Annotated in this window: 16 protein-coding genes, 1 other RNA gene and 1 pseudogene; 3 read left to right on the forward strand and 15 right to left on the reverse strand. The window is 62.2% G+C overall.

All coding sequences use genetic code 11. The features are described 5' to 3' along the window. Nucleotides 1–216: pseudogene (locus tag KP701_RS13280) on the reverse strand (glycosyltransferase); the annotation flags it as partial. Nucleotides 217–255: 39 nt separating this feature from the next. Further along, nucleotides 256–792 (reverse strand): hypothetical protein, encoded by a 537-nt coding sequence (locus tag KP701_RS13285; RefSeq protein WP_215747462.1) that lies wholly within the window; start codon nt 790–792, stop codon nt 256–258. A 165-nt stretch (nt 793–957) separates the two neighbouring features. Between KP701_RS13285 and KP701_RS13290 the strand changes: the two genes are divergently transcribed. Continuing rightward, on the forward strand, nt 958–3,672 hold the full coding sequence (locus tag KP701_RS13290; RefSeq protein ID WP_215747463.1) for a pitrilysin family protein: 2,715 nt from the start codon (nt 958–960) through the stop codon (nt 3,670–3,672). A gap of 153 nt (nt 3,673–3,825) precedes the next feature. Here KP701_RS13290 and KP701_RS13295 read toward each other — a convergent pair whose 3' ends face one another. From KP701_RS13295 to aroA, 6 genes are all read right to left on the reverse strand, one after another. Then, on the reverse strand, nt 3,826–4,803 hold the full coding sequence (locus KP701_RS13295) for a glycosyltransferase (RefSeq protein ID WP_215747490.1): 978 nt from the start codon (nt 4,801–4,803) through the stop codon (nt 3,826–3,828). A 111-nt stretch (nt 4,804–4,914) separates the two neighbouring features. Then, a complete protein-coding gene (locus KP701_RS13300) occupies nt 4,915–7,905 on the reverse strand; it encodes a glycosyltransferase (RefSeq protein ID WP_215747464.1) in 2,991 nt (996 codons plus the stop codon). A gap of 24 nt (nt 7,906–7,929) precedes the next feature. Beyond that, nucleotides 7,930–11,277, reverse strand: a complete 3,348-nt coding sequence (locus KP701_RS13305) for a glycosyltransferase (protein ID WP_215747465.1) — start codon at nt 11,275–11,277, stop codon at nt 7,930–7,932. 244 nt (nt 11,278–11,521) lie between these two features. After that, the gene (rpsA, locus tag KP701_RS13310) at nt 11,522–13,234 is read right to left on the reverse strand and encodes a 30S ribosomal protein S1 (RefSeq protein WP_215747466.1); all 1,713 of its coding nucleotides are present in this window, start codon (nt 13,232–13,234) and stop codon (nt 11,522–11,524) included. A 254-nt stretch (nt 13,235–13,488) separates the two neighbouring features. Beyond that, nucleotides 13,489–14,130 carry a (d)CMP kinase gene (gene cmk / locus KP701_RS13315; RefSeq protein WP_215747467.1) on the reverse strand — a complete coding sequence of 214 codons (642 nt, stop codon included), beginning with the start codon at nt 14,128–14,130 and terminating at the stop codon, nt 13,489–13,491. Next, a complete protein-coding gene (gene aroA / locus KP701_RS13320; protein WP_215747468.1) occupies nt 14,127–15,455 on the reverse strand; it encodes a 3-phosphoshikimate 1-carboxyvinyltransferase in 1,329 nt (442 codons plus the stop codon). The genes cmk and aroA overlap by 4 nt, the downstream gene beginning before the upstream one ends. 172 nt (nt 15,456–15,627) lie before the next feature. Here aroA and KP701_RS13325 point away from each other — a divergent pair, with 172 nt between their 5' ends. Further along, nucleotides 15,628–15,954: a TIGR02300 family protein gene (locus KP701_RS13325; protein WP_062507949.1), complete on the forward strand. Its 327-nt coding sequence runs from the start codon at nt 15,628–15,630 to the stop codon at nt 15,952–15,954. 31 nt (nt 15,955–15,985) lie between these two features. Further along, a complete protein-coding gene (locus tag KP701_RS13330) occupies nt 15,986–16,489 on the forward strand; it encodes a hypothetical protein (protein WP_215747469.1) in 504 nt (167 codons plus the stop codon). A gap of 4 nt (nt 16,490–16,493) precedes the next feature. On the opposite strand, the gene KP701_RS13335 is transcribed toward KP701_RS13330, so the two are convergent. From KP701_RS13335 to map, 7 genes are all read right to left on the reverse strand, one after another. Continuing rightward, nucleotides 16,494–17,252 carry an SDR family oxidoreductase gene (locus KP701_RS13335; RefSeq protein ID WP_215747470.1) on the reverse strand — a complete coding sequence of 253 codons (759 nt, stop codon included), beginning with the start codon at nt 17,250–17,252 and terminating at the stop codon, nt 16,494–16,496. Between the two features lie 2 nt (nt 17,253–17,254). Then, the gene (recR, locus tag KP701_RS13340; RefSeq protein WP_215747471.1) at nt 17,255–17,851 is read right to left on the reverse strand and encodes a recombination mediator RecR; all 597 of its coding nucleotides are present in this window, start codon (nt 17,849–17,851) and stop codon (nt 17,255–17,257) included. Nucleotides 17,852–17,876: 25 nt separating this feature from the next. Beyond that, entirely contained in the window at nt 17,877–18,200 is a 324-nt protein-coding gene (locus KP701_RS13345; protein WP_062497712.1) for a YbaB/EbfC family nucleoid-associated protein, read from the reverse strand. 14 nt (nt 18,201–18,214) lie between these two features. Continuing rightward, a complete protein-coding gene (locus KP701_RS13350; RefSeq protein ID WP_215747472.1) occupies nt 18,215–20,170 on the reverse strand; it encodes a DNA polymerase III subunit gamma/tau in 1,956 nt (651 codons plus the stop codon). Between the two features lie 95 nt (nt 20,171–20,265). Continuing rightward, nucleotides 20,266–20,362: signal recognition particle sRNA small type (gene ffs / locus KP701_RS13355), an RNA gene on the reverse strand. A gap of 74 nt (nt 20,363–20,436) precedes the next feature. Beyond that, on the reverse strand, nt 20,437–22,236 hold the full coding sequence (gene ggt, locus KP701_RS13360; protein ID WP_215747473.1) for a gamma-glutamyltransferase: 1,800 nt from the start codon (nt 22,234–22,236) through the stop codon (nt 20,437–20,439). Next, nucleotides 22,233–23,033 (reverse strand): type I methionyl aminopeptidase, encoded by an 801-nt coding sequence (gene map, locus KP701_RS13365; protein WP_041111196.1) that lies wholly within the window; start codon nt 23,031–23,033, stop codon nt 22,233–22,235. Before map ends, ggt begins: the two co-directional genes overlap by 4 nt. Nucleotides 23,034–23,118: the final 85 nt, after the last annotated feature.

The raw sequence follows: 23,118 nt of genomic DNA on the forward strand, positions 1-23,118 counted from the left end.
GAGATAGCCCGCCCTCCCGGCCCGCACAACCTTCACCTCGGGACAGAGAAACCCGCTGATATCTCCGCCCGTCAGCGGATCGACAGTATTGCGGTCCAGCAGCAGTGTGACGTCATGGCTCCGCGCCTGGATGGCGGAGAGTTCCGCAAGATGACGCTCCGTCCCCGCGAATTCCCGGGTCGAGAGGCAGTGCAGAATTCTCAGTCGGGAAGTCACGCGCTTTTTCCTTGATGGGCGTGTCGGGAAAACCGAGAGTCAGGAGTTGATCCGGCCCCCGGCGCTCCAGACACCCTCGATGATCGGGCCGCTGCGGGTGGACATGCGCTGATACGGCGGCCGCGGCTGGCACGCCACGAGATAGAGACCCACCGTGAACAGAAGCTGGGAAATCGTGGTCATCTGGGTCAGAAGCCAGATGAAGCCCGGCGCGCCCATGCCCCGGAACAGCTGGTAGACCAGAAAGGCTAGCGACAGCAGGCGCATGGCCCGCAGCAGCGGACGCAGCGGATTGAGCATCCCGGGACGAACCAGCGGCGCCGAACGTTTCATGCCGAGGAAGAACGCCAGACTGATGCACCAGATCAGCGCGCTGTCGATCATGTTGGCCAGACTGGCGCCGAACAGCAGCATAGGCAGCACGAGGGAGAGCCCGTCCAGCATCAGCGCGCCGAGCTGACAGCTCAGGCCAAGCTGCAGCGCCGTCAGGCGCCCGGGAAGGCGATCCGCCACTGGCTGGAACAGCCGGTCGAGCAGCCAGTCATCCACATGGGCAATGCGTTCAGGTAAAGTCATCACAGACACTTTATCCGGCCAGACGCCCCCCTGCACATAATTTTTTCTTCATCCGACCGTCAGATACAGCCCGGCCAGCGCAGGCTACACATGCTGGACAGGGACCGGCACAACCGGTTTACTCTTTTGTGAAGATACGTTTCTCCTCTGGAAAGTTCTGAACACATGTCCGCACTCTCCCGTCTTTCCCGTCTGTCACTGCTGGCAGCCACCATGCTGGCGCCTCCAGTCCTTGCGGGAGCCCAGGCCGCACCGGCTACGGCCCCCACGACGAATGCGGCCGCAACGAGTGCCGCCCCCGCGACGGTGACGCGGGCGACCCTCGCCAACGGCCTGCGGGTCATCGTGGTGCGCGATACCCTCGCCCCGGTGGTGCAGACGATGCTGAACTATGAGACGGGCTCGGTGAACGCACCGAAAGGCTTTCCGGGTACGGCGCATGCGCTTGAGCACATGATGTTCAACGGCTCACAGACCCTCTCGCGCGACCAGCTTTCCACCATCAGCGCGCAGCTCGGCAACAACGACAACGCCGACACCACATCCGACGTCACGCAGTATTACTTCAAGGCCCCTGCCAGCGACCTCGACGTCCTGCTGCGCATCGAGGCCGGGCGCATGCGCGGCCTGAACATCACCGAAGCCGAATGGGCACATGAGAAAGGCGCGATCGAGCAGGAAGTCTCACGCGACCTCTCCAGCCCGATCTACCGCTATCTCTCGCAGATCCGCTCCGCCCTCTATGCCGGCACGCCCTACGAGCAGGACGCCCTCGGCACCCGTCCGTCCTTCGATGCCACGACCGCGCCCCTGCTGAAGAAGTTCTATGATTCGTGGTACGCGCCCAACAACGCCGTGCTGGTCATCACCGGCGATGTGGACCCGCAGGACACGCTGAAGAAGGTTCAGGCCGCGTTTGGCAGCATCCCGGCTTCCACCCTGCCCGAACGCGGCACCGTTTCCCCCACTCCGGCCAAAGCGCAGAGCATCGCGCTCGACACCGACCTGCCGATCGGCCTCGTGACCATGGCATGGCGCATGCCCGGCCAGCGCGACCCCGACTACGCCGCGACCACCCTGCTCGCCGACGCCATCAGCAGCCAGCGCGCCGCCCTGTTCGACCTCGTGCCGTCGGGCAAGGCGCTGGATACCGGCTTCATGTATGACCCCGAGGCGCAGGCTGGTCTGGGCGTCGTCTATGCCGGCTTCCCCAAGGGTGCCAACCCGGACGCCCTGCGGAGCAGTGTGGCCACCATCATGGAGAATTTCCGCACCCACGGCATCCCGGCCGAGCTGATCGAGGCCGCCCGCCGCAAGGAAATCGCCTCGCTCGAGTTCAACGCCAACAGCATTTCCGGCCTCGCCGAAAGCTGGTCGCAGGCCGTCGCCATCCAGCACCTGAACGACCCGCAGGACATGCTGGCTGCCTTCCGCAACGTGACCAAGGAACAGGTTGACGCGCTGGCCAAAAAGCTGCTCGACCCGGCCCATGCCATCACGGCGACACTGACGCCGAGCCCCTCGGGCAAGCCTGTCGGCCAGAAGGGCTTCGGCGGCGCGGAATCGTTCAACACGCCGCCTTCCGGCAAGGTCGCCCTGCCGGACTGGGCACAGCAGGCCCTCGCCCGCCTGACCATTCCGGCCGCAGCCCCGCTCCCGGCCGCCTATACGCTGCCAAACGGCCTGCATCTTCTGGTCCAGCCCGAGCATGTCAGCCACACCATCGAACTGATCGGCCGCATCCGCCAGAGCGCGGATCTCGAACAGCCGGTCGGGCAGGAAGGCGTGGCGGACGTGACCGAACAGATGTTCCTCTACGGCAGCAAGACGCATGACCGTCTGGCCCTCGCCCGCGCCCTCGACGATCTCTCGGCAGACGAGGAAGCCGGCCCGTCCTTCTCGCTCAGCACCCTGACGCCGAACTTTGAGAAGGGTCTCGCCCTGCTGGCGGATCACGAGTTGAACCCCGCCTTCCCGGAAAAAGCCTTCCGCATCACCCAGATGCAGGCCGCACAGGCCCAGGCCGGCGAACTCCAGTCACCAGGCTACCGCTTCGGCCGCGCCGCCCGCAAGGCGCTGGTCCCCCCGCAGGACCCCACCCTGCGTGAAGCGACTCCCGCCACGATCGGCAAGCTCACACTTGCGGACGTGCAGGCCTATTACGCCCATGCCTATCGCCCGGACCTGACCACCATTGTCATCGTCGGCGACATCACCCCCGAGGCCGCGAAGGCGGATGTCGAAAAGGCCTTTGGCGTCTGGAAGGCCGTGGGACCAAAGCCGGTTGTCGATCTGCCCGACATCCCTCTGAGCCGCGCCTCTCAGGCCGTCGTCGCGGATCCGGGCCGCTCGCAGGATGAGGTCAAGCTCGTCGAGACCATCGGCATGAAAGTGACCGACCCCGACCGCCATGCCCTCGCCGTCGGCAACACGATCCTCGGGGATGGCTTCTCTTCGCGCCTGATGCAGGACCTGCGCGTGAAGACGGGCTATGTCTATGGTGCCGGAAGCGGCTTCACCTATTCCCGCACCCGCAGCGGCTTCGGCATCACCTTCGGCGCCGATCCGGACAAGGTCGCCAAAGCCCGCGCCCTCGCCGTCAAGGATGTCCAGGACATGCGCGACACCCCCGTCTCGCAGGAAAGCCTCGACCTCGCCAAGGCGTCGCTGCTGCGCAGCCAGCCCATGTCCCGCGCCAGCTTCAGCGCGCTGGCCGGAAGCTACCTGTCCCTGATCGCCCTGGATCTGCCCCTCGACAGCCCGGCCAAAGCTGCTCAGGCGATCTACGACATGAAACCCGAGCAGGTGCAGGCCGCCTTCCGCAAATGGGTCCGCCCGACCGATCTCGCCCAGATCGTCATGGGACCCCAGCCGAACTGATCTTTCCTTTCCGGCACAACAGACAAAGGCCACGGACTGCTCCGTGGCCTTTTTTCGTACCCGTCCCCCGAACCGGAGACACAAAAAAAGCCGGAGACACGCCCCGGCTTTTTTCAGGATCAGGCAGGAAAGAGCGTCAGGTCAGACCAACCCTCAGCCGATCAGCCCCTCATCCCTGAGCACGCGCAGCGCATACTGGATGCGATGCTTGTACAGATGCTCGGCCTGCGTCCGCGCCTGGGCCTTGCGGGCCATCTTCACGCGAAGTTCGTTGTTGTCGAGATACGTCACCACCAGCCGCTCAAAATCCACGCGATTGGAGAACACCGGGATCTCGTCGGCGGAGTAATAGCGGCGGATCTCATGCGTATCCTCGTGGAACACCTGGAATGCCCCGGCCAGAGCAGCCTCGAATGTCCGTGGTCCCGGCGTGGACGGCGCAATCACGAAGCGCTTGTTCTCGAAGCTCAGCGAACGGCCGAGATTCAGCACCAGCTTGGAGCGGCGATAAAGCTCCACAAGCTGGGACTTCTCGATCCGAGCATCGGAGAACCCGATCCCCAGTTCGCCCCAGCCCGGCCCAACGATTTTGATGTTCAGGTCCCGCAGAACAGGCAGCAGGTTGCGGACGATGTCCTTGCGGTTCGTGAACGCCACACCGCAGAACAGGACGTCGATCGTCTTTTCGGAATCCGCTTCGATCTCGCCGTAATGCAGCTTCGGGCTCGCTGCCAGCGGCAGATGGAACACCCGCTCGCGCTGATAGAAGTTATGCCCCCAGCGATCGCAGGAGAAGATCACGTCGAAATCATCGGCAATACGATAGTTCGCATCCTGCTCGTAGGGATCTTCCGTCGCCCAGAACACCGTTACCGCGCCGATCTTCTTCGCCTCGCGGCAGACCTCGCCGAAATACGTGCTTTCCGGAAGATAGGAGCCGATGGCGAAGACGATCGTCGGCTTCAGGATCCGGATGGAACTGGCCGCGGCCGAAATATGGACGGCCGTGACGTTGTCTTCGCCAAAACAGTCCGCCCAGCCATCCATGATGGACTCACGGATCTGCGCATTGGCCTGGCTTTCATACCGGCCACCACTGCAGACAAGAACACGCCCTGTCAGGCCACTCATTCCGCTGGCCGTCCCGCTGCTGGCGCTTCCGGCTTCCACGATCGTTTCATTCACTGCGTCCATAACCTTCCCTGCTCTCCCAAACTTTTCAAACCGGAGTTCCCCGGCACGTCATGCAATGCAGCCCTGAACAATCCCTGACAGCGCCTGCCGGAAATGGACCGGAGAACAGTCCCGCTCGACAGCCGCGAGCGCGCCAGCCCTCAGAGTCTCCCACAGTTCCGCGTCCTGATAAAGCCGCTCCACGGCCGCCGCGAACGCCTCCGGATCATCCGACGGAGCCGCCAGGATCTCTGCGCCGTCCGTCCAGCCAACTTCTTCCTGAAGCAGCGTCGTCACAACCTGCGGCAGCCCATAGGACGCCGCTTCATGGACCTTGAACGGAATCCCGCCCGCAAACCGCGTCGGCGCCACAAACACCCGGTGCCGGTCAAACAGCTCCCGCGGATCCCCCACAGGACCCACGATTTCCACCCGGCTGTTCGTTGAAAAAACCGTCATATCCACATCCGGCCCCACATAACCGGCGATCGTGAAATGGACATCCGGCGCCAGAACCCTGTCCAGAATCGGCAGCACACTGTCCACAAACCAGACAAGACTGTCGTGATTGGGCGCACCCTCGTCATGGATCGCACCGAAAAAGAGGATGCTGTGCCGGGTCTCGAACGGCGCCGGCGTCGGCTGGACCTGCAGTTCATGCCCGAGAACCGAGACATTCTCATAGCCTGCGCGACGCACCAGAGCCGCGTCATGGGACGTCACCGCGATGATCTTCTGGCAGAACCGGGCACAGTCCAGTTCCTGCTGAAGCATGTCATCGAAGCTGATATCCGGCTCCGGAAGGTCCAGAACCCGGATGCGCTCCAGCGTGCGAGGCGTGGCAATCACTTCCGTGTCCAGGATCGGACCGGCAGAAGGCAGATAGCGGCTCGATTCATTCAGCAGGGGCAGGAGACGCGCCAGATTGTGCGTGCGCCCGATCCAGACCAGATCGTAATATCCCACCCGCTCCTGAATGAAATCGGAGAAACTGGACAGATCCCGATTCACGATCAGTTCCACCGTCTCCGGAAAATCCCCGAACAGGTCGATGGCCGTCTGATCCCTGGGCAGGACGGGAAAAACCGTGACCTGATATCCCAGCGCCGTCATCTCATGAATGATATCATTCGAGCGGACATAGCCGGACCCCAGACGTCGCAGAGGCAGACGGTCCTCGATGAAGAGGATCCGTTTGCGCTGGCTGACCCGGTGTTCGCGCGCCAAAACGGCGTTACGGATATGGGCCGGCTGCTGATGACGCAGGAAATCCTGCTGCAGACGGGAAAATGTCTTGAGATTGCCCCGGATCAGGGCATGGGATCCGGCGGCACCGGAGCTTCCAAACTCCAGATGCTCGATGACCACGTCCGGATCATAGATAATCCGCATTCCCGCCTTGAGGATCCGCACGCACAGATCGGCATCTTCGAAATAGGCCGGCGTGTACCGCGGATCATACCCGCCCAGACGACGCAGCAACGTTGTGCGGACCATCAGGAAAGCGGCTGAACAGTAATCAACGTCCCGGACGAAATTGGCCGTCGTCAGGTTCGGATCGTCCTCGCGCAGATAGCCGTAAGTCGCACCGTCCCGCCAGATGATCGATCCGGCTTCCTGCAGGCGCATGTTCGTGCGGATCAGCTTGCCGCCCACCGCCCCGATCGCAGCCTCGGAGCGCAGACGCTTCAGCGCGTTGACGATGGCATCAGGATACAGGCGGATATCGTTGTTCAGATACAGGACAAACGGTGCTTCCGCTTTTTCCAGCGCAAGATTGCAGCCCAGGAGATAGCCGATATTGTAGCGGTACCGCAGGATCGTGGCGCCCCGCACCATGCGCCCGATATGGCGGGTCTGGTCATGCGAGCCCGAGTCCACAAGTATGAGCTGGATGGCTCCGGCATAGTTGGCCCGCAGCGAAGCCAGGGCCTGCGCCGTCAGTGCTACCCGGTCATAGACGACCATGAGAACGCTGATTTCAGGAACGCCGTGAACCGTGAAATCCAGCGGATGCCGGACCAGAGACGGGAGGATGGCTTCGGCCTCACGTTCAAACAGAAGTCTGGACTGTTCCTCGGGAATCTCGGGCACGGCCGCAAGCGCTGCCATCCGCCTCTCACCCAGCCCCATCCGGCCGGCGACGAGATGGGCGAACGCACTGTCATACAGGCGATTGCGCACGTCGTTGCGAACCTGTGCCTGCGCCATGTGGGCGGCGAGGTCCACGTTTTCCTGCGGCGCACGTCCTTCCTGCGCGCCGTAACGGACGAAATGATCGTATCCGTTGCGGAAATATCCATGCTCCAGTGACGGCACCATATCCGGATGGGCCTGCCGGTAGAACTCTTCGGAAAAGAATTCCTGCGGATCGAAAAGACGGGGGGTCTCGTTGGTCAGGTAATGATGCAGGGCGCTCGAATAATGACCTGCGGCAATTTCCTTCCGAACTTCGGGATAGCGCGTCAGATACCAGACCGGGTCGAAATACCACGAGACACGTCCGGCATCGGCAACATGGGCCGGAAGTCCGAGCCATGACCCGAACAGCCCGATCCGGCTGTCGAAACAGTCCGGAAAGGTCAGGGCGAGTTCGCGGCAGAGTTCATCATCGAAGAAATGATGCCCCCGGTAATAATGGCTCTCTCCGATCTCGAGATAATGGTCGTAGCCGTTACGGAAACCGTTCTCGCTCAGAAAACGCTGCGTCAGTTCAGGATAACGGCGCCGATAGCCCGGCTCGTCAAACAGCCAGTGCGGCGAATGGGTCTTGTATCCGATTGCGGTATAATGCTCGAAACCCGATGCCCATTCTTCCCGGATCAGCCCCTGACGCACATCCTTGTGCGCGTCGCGATACCAGATCTCGTCAAAATACCGGTTCGGAGAATGCCCGTAACGCTGGCCCGTCTGCAGATAAAACGCATACGGATCGTCCTGCCCTTCTTCCCGCATCCAGTCCCGCACCTCGGGATAGCGCAGCAGATACCACTGCGTATCAAAGCGGGACCACCGGGGTTCCCGCGTCTCGGATAACGGGGCTGAAACAGTTTCGGACATCAGGGCAAGCCTCCTGCTCGCAGGTCAGGAAACGATTTTTCCCGCGAGAAGACGTTCCCCGCGTTCGACGTTCTCGGTGTGCAGGTCGACATATTCCGCAGACAGGATCGCACCATTGTCGAACGTCACGGCAATATTCGTCATCCTGGATCCGTAGACGTCTCCCACGACATTCACGAGAATGAAGCGATAGACGCCATCCAGCGGACGGGCATAGCCTTCGCGCGGCATGAACGTACCGCTGAATCCGGCACAGGTCGGCGCATCGCGATGCGCTGTCCCGACATCAGTCCGAAGCACGCGTTCCAGCGCAAAGAACACGATCTCGTCACGGCTTTCCGAAACCAGTCCGCCATAGGCCTGACCAGCACGGGACAGATTGCGGAAGAACATCCAGCCACGGACCGACAGAGAACCGTCCGGTGTCAGTTCGGCAGGCGGATCACCAGCCAGACCCGTGAAATCATCAATGGAATAATCCAGCGCTCCAGACGTGTAAGGATGCATCTGGTGCTTGCCGACACCCGACAGCTTCACCCCACGCATCAGACCGTCACTATGAGAGACACGGCGGAAGTCGGACAGGATGAGATCGTTGGAAGGAGCAGAACGGATGATCTTCCGGATCTGCCCGCCTTCGACCTCAATCTGCATGGACGTCAGTTGGAACGCACCCTGACCATTGACCACGTTGATCAGACCGATGCGGAAACGTCCCTCACACCACTTACCGCGCAGGGCCACCTTGCCGGAGAAACCGGCGCGGCGCGGTGCATTGGCGAAAAGCTCCGCAATATCCGCGCGAATCTCGCGCTGGCATTCCAGGAAGATCATGGCGCTGTCGGGATCTTCGCCCAGCAGGACCGTGAACATCTGACCTGCTGAACTGATCCCGGGCAGGATCATCCATCCGCGAATATGGAACTCGGGAGCACCCGGGAAGGGCTTCTCTTCCACACCCGCGAAGACATGGTGGCAGATGTCATCGATATAGCATTCGGCACCCTGCACCGAGAACCAGTCCGAAACCGGGACCGGCATTTCCACTGACAGGTCACGCGCGGTCGGCGGATCGAAGATGTGACGCGGCGGTGCCTGATGGCGCCAGGTGGGATGGGCCAGAAGGTGAACCTGCCCGGCATCCAGACGAAGTTCCGACACACCCATTTCGCGACGTGGCGCCGTATCGTGATAGAGCGCCAGCAGTTCGTCGGCATAGTCCCGGGCATGGGTCCAGAGCGCAGGCGTGATGTTCTGCATGATCTGCCGGCGCAGAGGCTCGGACGAACGCAGCAGTTCCAGACGCTCGAGCACCATGCTTGGACGGCTGATGGGAACCTTGAAACCGTTGACGCCGTCTTCGACGCGGTCTCCCAGAGCGCCCACATCGGTCACGATGGGGATGAGACCATTCTGCCAGGCCTCGGACAGGGAGATGCAGTAGGTCTCGGGCCAGATCGACAGGTTCAGTGCGACATCCGCCACCTTCAGCGCATCGATATCCCCCATCTCGTACCGGCCGTAAATCTTGACATGCGGACGCGGGACGGAGGTCAGGACCGCTTCATATTCCGGATGCACATAACCGAAGATATGGAAGACGAAATGATCCGGATGAGCGATATCGATCAGGTTGAGAATCGTATCAGCACCCTTGGTCCGCAGAAAATTCCCGACAATCGCAACACCAAGAGGGCGGTCCCCCAGTGGCTCGTAGGACTTCATCACGACCGGAACGGTATTGTCCGGGCTGGGAATGCCCATCACGAGGCTGCGCTTGGTATCGAGCACCGGATAGATTTCGTGCGTCAGGTTCCGGGAATGAACCGTGCCGAACAGGATGGCATCGACGGAATGCAGCATCTTGGCCACGAAGGCACGACGGGTCTGCTCCCCGCCATGGTCCACATTTTCGGAGGCTTTGAGCGTGATGTCGGCGGCCAGAACGGAGCGGACTTCGTCCTCGACATAGCGAAGTTCATGATTGAGTAGGTTGTACCGGGCGGAAACCAGCCAGAAATCATGAGCAGAGAAAATCACGCCCGCGCCGTTGGCCTTCGCGATGATCGGCAGCGAGAGAGCATGATGCCCCAGATGCTGAAAGTGGACGAGATCGATGTTGTACTGGCTGATAACGCTGGAAAACGCCATTTCTTCCGGCGAATCACACATCGCATCCTGCCAGCCCACTTCCGGCACGTCGAAACGCTCCAGTTCGTGACCGTTGGCCGTGGTCAGACGGCAGAAGCCGCCACGACGCAACCAGTAAAAGTATTCCACGTCACGCGACAGAAGCGCGCACAGGCCCTGCTGATAGACTTCAACACCACCCCATGCCTGCTCGTGAATCGTGGAATGCGTGCACATCAGCACACGCAGACGGCGGCGGCGATGCAGAGGCGCAAGGGCCTGGGTCCGGCGTCCGAAATCGGCCCCCGTAATATCACGCATCTTCTCGAGACGGTGCTCGTAGAGGTGCTGCGATACGACGGATTTCTGTGCAGCCAGAGCCGCATTGCGACGTGTGCCCTTCTGCTGGAGCAGCCGGGCAATCGCATTCACGACCTGATTGGCATCACGGGCCAGGGAAATGCCATTCACGGTCTCGAAATGCTCGACACTCATGCTTTCTGGAGCTTCCACGACCTGGGCGGCACCTGCCAGCGCCAGCTCGAAGAATCGCGGCCCGGGAGCCGTGGCCTGACTGACATCACCGTGGCTGGCATAGTCACGGAACATCGTCAGGGTGACGGCGCTGACATTCGCGAAATCGATGAAGGCTTCGTGGCTGATCGGGCGCTGGATGGCCAGCGCAGCCAGATCAGCCGGCAGGGGCGGCAGGAATTCGTTGGTCGGGCAAACGAGCTTGAGACGGGCATCCGGGAACGCTGCGATGACCTTGCGCAGGGTATGGACACGGTTGGGCCACATCGTACCGGCAAAGAAAATATCATATTCCAGCTCGGCAGCAGGAAGTACGGAACGCTCGTGAATCGACGGGCTTGCAGCCAGCGGGAGATAATGGCCCTTGCCGTGATAGTATTCCGCACAGGACGGATCATTCGTAAAAACGTAATCGAAGAGTTCGGCATTCTCGACATTGAAGTCCCGCATGAAGGGGTCTTCGAAAGTCCAGAGAATCATGGTCTTGAAGGCAGGACGTACACGACGGATCAGGGGCAGATTGATGCGCTGGGCATCCAGGCAGATCAGGACATCATGTTCACCTGAAGCCGCGATACCGGCCAGGCTCATGTTGTCCGCGACAACCACCTGCTCCTTTCCGAAAAGCGTCTGGGCTGCCCGCTGAACGGCAAGCGTCAGATAGGAATTGGGATTGTGGGTGTAGTTTGTATTGTAAATGACCGCCATCAATCTCTTGGGCTCGGACGCCCACTCCCATATTCAATATTGGCCAGTCGTCCGGATTACAGCAGGGCATGCCCTCCGTTCACGACATTTCCGTCTCAGCGCTTTTTCTTTTGTAGCGGATGGCGCCGTTAAGAAAAAGCCCACCCGGGAAGAATGAATTTTCAATAAAAAAGGGCCGCCGAAGCGACCCTTTTCATATCCGACCGGGAGAGAAGACTCTCTCCCGGTTCACCAGAGCTGGAGCTCAGGCGTCCGTGTTACGACGACGGATGGCGGCACCCAGGATGTCACCCAGGGACGCGCCCGAGTCAGAAGACCCGTACTCGTTGATGGCCTGCTTGTCTTCCTCGACCTCACGGCCGCGGATCGTCAGGGCCAGCTTGCGGGACGCGCGGTCAACGGAGACGACCTTGGCGTCAACCTTCTCACCGACTGCGAAACGCTCCGGACGCTGCTCGGCCTTGTCACGGGCCAGCTCGGCGCGACGGATGAAGCCGGTCAGAACGTCGTCGACCTTCACTTCGATGCCGTTGCTCTGAACAGCCGTCACAACGCAGGTGACGACAGCACCCTTCTGGACGCGGGACAGGGTGTCAGCTGCCGGATCTTCCTGAAGCTGCTTGATGCCCAGGGAGATACGCTCCTTCTCGGGATCCACGTCGAGAACCTTGGCCTTGACGACCTGGCCCTTCTCGTAGTGCGCCATGGCTGCTTCGCCCGGCTCGTCCCAGGACAGGTCGGACATGTGAACCATGCCGTCGATGTCTGCGGAAAGACCAACGAACAGACCGAATTCGGTGATGTTGCGGATCTCGCCTTCGATGATCGAACCGACCTTGTGCTCTTCCTCGAACTGCTCCCACGGGTTGCGCTGAACCTGCTTGAGACCGAGGGAGATGCGGCGCTTGGCGCTGTCCACATCCAGAACCATGACGTCGACTTCCTGCGAAGTGGCGACGATCTTGCCCGGATGGACGTTCTTCTTCGTCCAGGACATCTCGGAAACGTGCACCAGACCTTCGACGCCCGGCTCCAGCTCCACGAATGCACCGTAATCGGTGATGTTCGTAACGCGGCCCGTGAAGCGCGCACCAGCCGGATACTTGATGGCGACGTTTTCCCACGGATCAGCTTCAAGCTGCTTCATGCCGAGGGAGATACGCTGCGTGTCCGGGTTGAAGCGGATGACCTGCACGCGGACCGGCTGGCCGATCTGCAGGGCTTCGGACGGGTGGTTGATGCGCTTCCAAGCGATGTCGGTGACATGCAGGAGGCCGTCAACGCCGCCGAGGTCAACAAACGCACCGTAGTCGGTGATGTTCTTGACGACGCCGTCGAGGATCATGCCTTCCTTCAGGCCCTGGATCAGCTCGGAGCGCTGTTCCGCACGGGTCTCTTCGAGAACGGCACGACGCGAGACAACGATGTTGCCACGGGCGCGGTCCATCTTCAGGATCTGGAACGGCTGCGGCTGGCCCATCAGCGGTCCGACGTCACGAACCGGACGGATGTCGACCTGGCTGCCCGGAAGGAACGCCATGGCGCCGCCGAGATCAACCGTGAAGCCGCCCTTGACGCGACCATAGATCGTGCCGTTGACGCGCTGGTTGTTGGCGAACGCACGCTCCAGAGCGGTCCATGCCTCTTCGCGACGAGCCTTCTCGCGCGACAGGACGATGGAGCCGTCACGGTCTTCGTAACGCTCGACATAAAGCTCAACGACGTCGCCCGGCTTCACGTCCGGAGCAACGCCGGCCGGACCGAATTCCTTGAGGGACACGCGGCCTTCGCTCTTGAGGCCGACATCGACGATTGCGAATTCGTCGGTCAGGCGGACAACGCGGCCCGTGACGACGGAGCCGTCAAAGCCGGTGTCACGGCCCAGGGTCTCTTCGAGAAGGGCTGCGAAATCTTCGGTGCCGTGATTGGCCGTGGGGGTCTGAGTGGCTGAAGCCATGTAGATACTATATTCCCGGATGCCCGTTCCTTTGGCGGAGCGGATATCCACGTCTGCGCCAGATCCATGACGGACCGGACGTCTCCCCGCTGCCGCTGAACGGTCAGATCGGGTTGTTGGCTGTTTGACCTGCCTGCCAGACGCAGAACAGACCATCACCCTGCCCTTGCGGCCGGGTGATACGGTGCACCAACACCCTGCAAGGGCGCGGTGTCAATAAAAAAAGGCGCTTTTTCGGGCGCTTCGTCGTCAGGTCAGTTTCGCGCGCGACGCAGGGCGACGGTTTCGCATGCCTTATCAAGGACCTCGGCGGCAGAGAGCGCATCGGTCTCGATCAGGATGGCGTCAGGAGCCTGCACCAGCGGAGCGGTTTCACGCGATGAGTCGCGCTCATCCCGCGCCACAATCTCGGCTACGGCAGCCTCCAGAGCGGCCTCGTCCAGCGGAGTCCCACCCTGAACCTGATGATGCCGGCGCAGCGCACGGGTGCGCGGCGAGGCCGTGATGAAGAACTTCACGTCCGCATCGGGGAAAACAACGGTGCCAATGTCACGGCCGTCCACGACCGCGCCCGTTTCAGACGCGAAAACGCGCTGGCGTTCGAGCAGGGCCGCGCGGACGGCGGGCTGCGCGGCCACGAGGGAAGCACCCCGGTCAATCTCGGGGACGCGCAGATCCGTGCGGGCCAGGTCTGCCTGTTGCAGGGCCTGTGCCTCAGTCGAGGCATCGTCAGCCGGATCCAGTCCGGCATTCACCATCCGGCGGGCGACGGCGCGATACAGCAACCCTGTATCGAGATAGGGCAGCCCCAGCTTCGCGGCGAGCGCCTTGGCGAGCGTGCCTTTCCCGGCTGCGGCCGGACCATCGACGGCAATGACAAGCGGACGGACCGTCACGGCGTCAGCCCCGCGCCGAGACCGTTCATCAGATCCACGAAACCGGGGAAGCTGGTTTCGATGAAAGCCGTGTCGTCCACGTTCACCGGCTTCTGGGCAGCGAGGCCAAGCACAACGGCGCTCATGGCGAGGCGATGATCCATGTGGGTCTGGACCGTGCCGCCGCCGAGGGGACCGTGATGACCCTTCACGATGAGATCGTCACCGATCACTTCGGTTTCGGCACCGTTCACGTTCAGCAGCGCAACCGTGGACGCCAGACGATCGCTCTCCTTCACTCGCAGTTCTTCCAGACCGCGCAGACGGGATGGACCCTCGGCAAAGGCACAGGCGACGGCCAGAACCGGATATTCATCGATCATGGACGGCGCACGCTCGGGCGGAACATCCACACCCTTGAGCTTGCTGTAACGCACATGCAGATCGCCGACCGGCTCACCGCCTTCGACGCGTTCGTTTTCGATGGAAAGGCTGGCGCCCATTTCGATCAGCGTCGTGAACAGCCCCGTGCGGAGCGGGTTAAGCCCCACGCCTTCGATCCAGATATCCGAACCCGGAACCAGCAGGGCGGCAACGATCGGAAAGGCCGCGGAAGATGGGTCGCCAGGGACAGTGACGTCACGGGCCGTCATCCGCACCGGCCCCGTCAGGGCGATTCGGCGTCCGCCGGCATCAATGCGCGAGACATCCACCTCAACACCGAAATGGCGGAGCATATTTTCCGTATGATCGCGCGTGGCGACAGGCTCTTCCACAACCGTGGTGCCGTGGGCGTTCAGGCCGGCCAGCAGAATGGCGGACTTGACCTGGGCAGACGCGACGGGAAGGCGGTATTCGATCGGCTTCGCCTCACCCGTGCCGCGGACAGCCATCGGCAGGCGACCACCCTCGCGGGTCAGGAATTCAGAGCCGTTGGCTGCAAGCGGAACCGTCACGCGGCGCATGGGACGCGAGCGCAGGGACGCATCGCCCGTCATGATGCTGTTGAAAGCATGGGAGGACAGGATGCCGGAGAGCAGACGCGCTGCCGTGCCGGAATTGCCCATGTCCAGCACATCCGCCGGCTCGGTCAGGGCGCCCACACCGCGCCCCTCGATGACCCAGTCCGCGCCTTCACGCGTAATGGTTGCGCCCAGCGCGCGCATGGCATCTGCCGTCCGCAGCACATCCTCGCCTTCGAGCAGGCCGGCCACATAGGTGCGGCCGGAAGCGAGGGCGGCGAACATCAGCGAGCGGTGGCTGATGGATTTGTCACCCGGGACACGGGTGCGGCCGGAAAGTCCCTTGGGGGACGCGGAGACGGTCAGGGGGCGCGAGACTTGCATGGCAATGTTCTTGCTGGGGCTCCCCTCGCCTGTCAATCACCTCGTGAATCACGCCGGGGCGGCGCAGTCATGCGCCTGAAAACTGTCAGGAATCATGCTTCGGGATTTGACAGAGCGCGCACAAGCTGGCATGGCCGCGTTCCTTATTCGAGGCATTAGCAGGCTCCGCACAATGGCAAAACCCGAACTTGGTCTGAAACGGACATGCGTTGAATGCAGCGCCCGCTTCTATGACCTGAACCGCGTCCCTGCGGTGTGCCCGAAATGCGGCACAACGCAGCCGGACGATTCCCGCCTCAAGCGCAGCGAGGTTCCGCTGCCTGAGGAGAAGGATCCGAAGCCCCAGGCCAACGAGCATGAGGATGATGTGGATCTGGAAGTCGCCGAAGACGAGGACGACGATGATGTGATCGCCCCGGACGATGATCTGGACGATGACGATGATCTCAGCAATGACATCGAAGTCCCCAACGACAAGGATGACCGCGACGACAACTAAGGTTGTTTGCGCTGTTTTCCTGGCGGCACTGATGAGCGGCTGTTCTGATCCGGAAGGTATTTTTGCCCCGGACAGCGCAGCCGTTCGCGCATTCAGGGCCCGGCTTGACAGCCAGCCCAGCGCTACGGCCGCACTTCAGGCCCGTTGCTCCACCCCGATCCGCGTGATCCGACTGAGCGTGGACCGGCCGGTGACGGAAGACATCCTGACGCTGCTTCAGGTCCGCGAAACGCATCAGGTCATGACGCGGCATGTCCGGCTGCTGTGCGGCGAAACCGTACTGTCGGACGCCTGGAACTGGTATGTGCCCGAGCGCCTCTCCCCCGCCATGAACACGCTGCTGGAACAGACCGACACGCCGTTCGGGCGCGTGGTCCGCCAGACCGCTTTCCGGCGACAGAGACTCGAAACCCGCTTTCCGGGCAAGGCGTCGGGAATCGTTCTGGAAAACCGGGCGCTTCTGCTACGCGGCGCAGACAACGCACCGATTTCCCTTGTCGTGGAAGATTATCTTCCGGCTGCGATCCGCCCCTGAGGCTTCAGGAGGCGGGCGACCAGTTCAGGTGCTGCCCGCCGTCGAGCGCCAGCATCTGGCCCGTGACGGACGGAAGCGCAAAAAGCGCGAGCGCGGCCTGAGCAATTTCCTCGGGCGAGGAGCCGTGTTGCAGCGGAGTTCGCGCACACATGCTATCAAAATGCTCCTGGCTCTGACGCATGGCTGGCAGGACCGGCCCGGGGCCGATCGCATTCACCCGCACCCGGGGAGCAAGTGCGAGAGCCATGGTCTGCGTCAGGGTCCATAACCCTGTGCGGGACAGGGTATAGCTGACGAAATGCGGGGTCAGGTTCCACACACGCTGGTCCAGCATGTTCAGGATCAGACCCTCCGCGCCTTCGGGAAGCGCCTGCGCCATCGCCTGCGAGAGGACGAACGGGGCGCGGAGATTGGTTTCCAGATGCAGGTCCCAGCTTTCGCGGGTTACACTGCCCATTTCGTCACGGATAAAGGCGGATGCGTTGTTGATGAGGATGCCCACCGGGCCAAGCATCGCCTGAACACGAGGCAGAAGTGCCACGACTTCCTCTTCGCGTTGCAGATCGGCCTGCAGGACGCAGCCTTGGCCGCCAACCCGCTCCAGCAGGGCTTCGGCCTCGCCCGTACTGTCACGGCAGTGAATGGCGACCGCGAATCCCTGCTCCGCCAGCATTTCCACCAGAGCGGCACCAATGCGACGCGCGCTTCCCGTAACAAGGGCGACACGGGGGACACGCGGTGGAATCCGAAAAGACAGCGTCATGGTCAGAGAGACCGGCGGGCCGTGAGAGCCGCGGCCAGAGTGCCATCATCAAGCACGTCCAGCGCGCCGCCCATGGGCACGCCGTGGCCAACGCGCGTGACGGTCACGTCCGTAGGGAGCAGCCGCTCCTGAAGCCAGTGCGCGGTCGTTGCGCCTTCAACGGTGGCGCTGAGTGCAAGAATAACTTCCCTCACCCCGCCTTCTTCAATCCGCTCGAACAACGGCCGGACATTCAGATCATCCGGCCCAAGCCCCGCCAGAGCGGACAGGGTGCCTCCCAGAACCTGATAGACGCCACGATGGACGCCCGCGCGTTCCAGCGCCCAGAGGTCCCCGACCGTCTCGACCACACAGATCAGCCCGCGGTCACGTCCTGCATCCGTGCAGATATGACACGGATCGACCGTATCGAGATTACCGCACAGGGAGCAGGTCTTCACGCTCGTGGCCGCGCGCTCCATCAGATGGGCGAGCGGCAGCATCCGGCTTTCCGGCTGCCGCAGAAGCGCCAGCGCGGCGCGACGGGCGGAGCGTGGCCCCAGTCCCGGCAGACGCGCGAGCATGGTGATCAGCTGGTCGATATCGCCATGGCCCATCATGGGCGTGCAGTTCCTGTCAGCCGGATCAGAACGGCAGCTTCAGCCCGGCCGGGAGGTCGAGACCACCGGTGACATCGCGCATGGCTTCGGAGCTTGCAGCTTCAGCCTTGGTCTTGGCGTCCGTATAGGCCGCGACGATCAGGTCCTGCAGCGTTTCGATATCGCTCGGATCGGCCAGCTGCGGGTCGATCTTCAGGTCGCGCATCTCGCCCTTCCCCGTCAGCTTGACAGTCACCAGCCCCGCACCGGCAGAGCCTTCGACAATGAGAGACGCCAGATTGCTCTGGGCGGCTTCCATCTTGGCCTGCATCTGGCTGGCCTGCTTCATCAGTCCGGCAAGGTTTTTCATCGGTATCGTCCTAATCAGTTGAGGTTCAGGTCGTCTTCTTCAAGGGAATCGGCATCCAGAGGCGCGAATTCCAGATCGGGCGGTTCGTCATCGGTCAGCGGCACGGTAATTTCCGGCGGCAGCCCGTATTCATCAAGGGAGTGATCCTGCACTTCCCCGATCTTCGCACCCGGAAAGGTCTGCAGGATGGCCTGCACCAGCGGGTGCTGCTCCACCGAAGCCTGATTGAGGGCTACGACTTCCGCACCCTGTTCATCCAGCGTCGGCTCGCCCGGAGCGGTCGAGGCACTGACGCGCCACTGGCCGGGATAGACGCGATCCAGCAGTTTCTGGAGCTGGCGCTCGATGCGGGCCTGCGGCTCCTCGGCGCGGATCTGCACATCCGGCGGTGAAAAGCGCACGAGATGAACGGCATTGCGGAGCAGGCCATGCAGCACGGGTTCGCGCTCACGCGCCACCATCGCCACCATTTCACGCCAGGTCCGTGGCGGCGGCGGAAGCTCGGGTTCCGGCTCTGGCTCCGGGACAGGTTCGGCGTAACGGATGCCGGGCTCGATGATCTCACCCCCATTGGCGACCAGCCGGACATGCGCGCGGGGCCCGGAGCCGCCAGAGGTTTCACTGACACTGCTGGACGCGATGCCGCTGACCGATCCGGACGGCGTTGCAGAAGCCGCGCCCCCAGTCGGGCCGGAAGGACCAGCCGGGAGGGACAGATCCTGCCCCCCTTCGGTCAGCTGGCGGATCAGGCGGTCCGGCGTGGGCAGCAGGCTGGCATGACACAGGCGGATCAGCACCATCTCGGCGGCCTGACGGCGATCCGGAGCAGTTTCGACTTCCTGCACACCCTTGAGCAGGATCTGCCAGGTGCGCCCCAGAACCGCATTGGACAGCCGGTCGGCCAGAGCCGCGCCCCGTGTGCGCTCGGCTTCCGGCAGATCCCGCCCCTCTCGCAGTGACGGAATAGCCTTGAGACGCGAGATCAGATGCAGCAGGTCCAGCAGATCCGCCAACAGGACACCAAGATCGGCCCCGCGGGCATAGGCCTGATCCGTCAGATCAAGAGCATCCGCGGGCTTGCCAGCCATCAGAGCATCCAGCAGATCGAAAACCAGACCGCGATCCGCCAGGCCGAGCATGTCGGCCACGGCATCCGCGTCGCTGGCTCCCTGCGCGATCGCCTGATCGAGCAGAGAAAGCCCGTCACGCACGGAGCCGTCAGCCGCGCGGGCAATCAGGGCAAGCGCGTCTTCGGAAAGGGTTACCCCTTCCCTGACAGCGATATTGTGGAAATGCCCGGCCAGAAGAGACTGCGGAACGCGGCGCAGATCGAAACGCTGGCAGCGGGACAGGACCGTGACCGGAACCTTGCGCAGTTCGGTCGTGGCAAAAATGAACGTGACCTGCGGCGGCGGCTCTTCAAGCGTCTTGAGAAGCGCGTTGAAGGCGTTGCGCGAGAGCATATGGACTTCATCGATGATGAAGACCTTCATCCGCGCCTGCATCGGGCGGAAGCGCGTGGCCTCGATGATTTCGCGTACATCATCCACGCCGGTGCGGGACGCGGCATCCATTTCCAGCACGTCGGGATGACGGTCCGCGAGAATGGCGGTGCAGTTGGGGCAGACGCCGCAGGGATCGGCGGTCGGGCCACCATTGCCATCCGGGCCGACACAGTTCAGGGCGCGGGCAATGATGCGGGCCGTGGTCGTCTTGCCAACACCACGCACGCCAGTCAGCATGAAGGCATGCGCCACACGCTTGAGTTCGAAAGCACGGCGCAGGATGCGGACGAGGGAATCCTGACCGATCAGGTCATCGAAAGTCTGCGGACGGTATTTGCGGGCCAGAACGCGATAGGGCGTGGCCTCGGCAGCCGCTGGGGCTGGAGTTTCCGCTGTCGGAGCTTCCCCGAAAAATCCACCGCCATTTTCGGGCGGCAGGGGAAGATCGTCGTTTTCATCAGTCATGGAGATGTCGAACCATCAGCACGGAGGGTGGGACCGTGCCATGACGGTCGGGGCGCTGCGTGGAGGATGCCGGAACGCCCGGTGATCTGTGTGAGGTAGGAGGCCGGACATTCAACCCGGATAAAACTCACTGCGGCTGCTTCCTTCCGGACCTGACCGGGTTGGCAAGGTATCCGTCCAAAGCCGACCTCCCGGCGCTCTCCTAACACGGAGAGAGGGGTGTCTGACAACCCCCAATCATCAGAGTGCGCCCTCATTATTCCGTCTTATTCTCCGACAGCCGCCCCGCCCATGTGCCGCGGATCAGCCGCACCATAGATCAGACCGGTCTTTGCCGCAGACAGGCTCGGGTGGTCCGCAAGAATACCTTCGGCCACACCCCAGGGGCGATGCGGCGACAGGGCATAACCTTCGGCCTTGAGGGTCTGCATGGTCTCGTCCGACAGCGCACCGGGTTCCAGTTCGACAGCCGAGGGTTCCCACTGCTCGTGGATTCGCGGCAGATCCACGGCCTGACGGATATCCAGCCCGTAATCGATCACACCCAGAATGACGGACAGCGTGATGGTCGGAATCCGCGAACCACCCGGGCTGCCGATCACCATGACGGTCTTGCCGTCACGCGAAACGATGGACGGGGACATCGAGGACAGGGGCGTCTTGCCCGGCGCGATCGCATTCGCTTCGGAGCCTACGATACCGAACATGTTGGGCGCGCCCGGCTTGGACGAAAAATCGTCCATCTCGTCATTCATCCAGATGCCGGTATGGCCACCCATCACGCCCGCACCGAACCATCCGTTGAGGGTATAGGTCGCGGAAACGGCCATGCCATCATGATCGAGAACGGAGAACTGCGTCGTCTCGTGCTTTTCCTGCGTGTCAGGTGCAGCCTGCGCCACGGATGCGGGAAGCGGGTCCCCTGCCCTGAGCGTGCTGGACGACAGGGCATGATCGGTCGGGATCCCCTGACGGATCTGATAGGCATAGGCCGGGTCGATCAAGTGCTCGACGGGATTGTGCACGAAATCCGGATCGCCCAGGTCACGGCGGTCCGAATAGGCGTGGCGCATGGCCTCGATTTCACGCTGCACGGACGGTGCCGTGTGCAGGCCAAGCGCATGCATGTCATAGCCGGACAGGATGTTCAGGATTTCGCAAAGCGCAACGCCGCCACCGCTCGGCGGGGGCGCGGTATCGATCGTATAGCCGCGATACGTGCAGCGGATCGGTTCGAGATGCCGGATATGATAGGATGTGAAATCGGCAGGCTGGAGCAGGCCGCCGCCTTCCGTGCTGGCACGCACGATTTCCTTTGCGATCGGACCTTCATAGAAGGCTTTGGGACCATCCTTCGCGACCAGCTCAAGGGAATTGGCCAGATCTTTCTGCACCAGACGGTCACCCGCCTGAAGCGGCGTGCCATCGGGGCGCAGATAGAACGCGCGGGCATACGGGTCCTTCTGGAAATAGCGCGTGGACGTATGCAGAAGATCCGCATCGCCCTGATTCAGAATGAAGCCATCCCGGGCCAGCGCGATGGCAGGCGCCATGACCTTGGCGCGCGGCAGGTGGCCCCATTTCTGCAGGATGGAATCCAGCCCTGCGACGGTGCCGGGGATGGCAACGGCCTTCCAGCCTTCGGTGGACAGGCCCGGAATGACCTTGCCAGAGGCATCCTGATACATCGTCGCCGTAGCCGCACCCGGTGCATGCTCACGGAAATCGATGAAAACCGTCTGGCCGGTCTTCAGACGCAGGGTCATGAAACCACCGCCGCCGATATTGCCGGCTGCGGGATAAACCACGGCCAGCGCATATCCAACAGCCACAGCCGCATCGACCGCATTCCCACCCTGCGCCAGAATCTTCGCGCCCGCATCGGAGGCGAGATGCTGGGCCGAGACCACCATGCCGTGACGCCCTGAAGCCAGAACACCGGCGCTGACATGATCCGGACCGAAAGCCAGCGGATCATGGGCGGAACTGAGCGCCTGCGGGGCGGCACTGGCAAGCGTCGTGCTGCTGATCAGGAGCGTGGCGAGAAGAAGCGGAAACGCTCTCATGCAGTCTCTCCGTAGGGCGGCTTGGTGTAGCCTTTGGGGGACAGGGTGAAAATTTCGCAGCCATCGGCCGTCACGCCGACCTGATGCTCGAACTGGGCAGACAGGGTGCGGTCACGGGTGACGGCTGTCCAGCCATCGTCAAGAATCTTCACGTCCGGGCGGCCGATGTTCAGCATGGGCTCGATCGTGAAGACCATGCCTTCCACGAGCTTCACGCCCTCGCCCGGCCTGCCGTAATGCAGGATGTTCGGTTCGGAGTGGAAATCACGACCGATGCCATGGCCGCAAAAATCCCGCACGATGGAGAAGCGGTTGGCCTCTGCATATTCCTGGATGGCATGACCGATATCGCCAAGCGTGTTGCCTGGGCGCACCTGCGCAATACCACGCATCATCGCGTCATAGGTCACATCGACCAGCTTCTCGGCCTTCTTGGGCGCCTTGCCCACGACATACATGCGCGAACTGTCGCCATACCAGCCATCCAGAATGGAGGTGACGTCGATATTGACGATGTCACCATTGGACAGCTTCTTGGAACCCGGAATACCGTGGCACACGACGTGGTTGATCGAGATGCAGCAGGATTTCGGGTAACCGCGATAGTTCAGCGGGGCAGGCGTGGCGCCATGAGCAATCGTAAAGTCATGGATAAGCTGGTTCAGCTCTTCCGTGGTGACGCCGGGCTGCACATGGGGTGTAATCATGTCCAGCGCTTCTGCCGTCAGACGACCGACACGATGCAGATGTTTGAAATCGTCCTGATCGTAGAGAACGATACCCCGTGCCTTGTCCATATCTGCTGCCCGATCCTTCAATCTTCAAAAAGCCTGGACAAAATGCGTCTGTCCGGGCTGGATCGCAAGGCGGCAGGTCAGATTT

Origin of the sequence: Gluconobacter sp. P1C6_b, assembly GCF_018811945.1 — a bacterium.
Lineage (GTDB): Bacteria > Pseudomonadota > Alphaproteobacteria > Acetobacterales > Acetobacteraceae > Gluconobacter.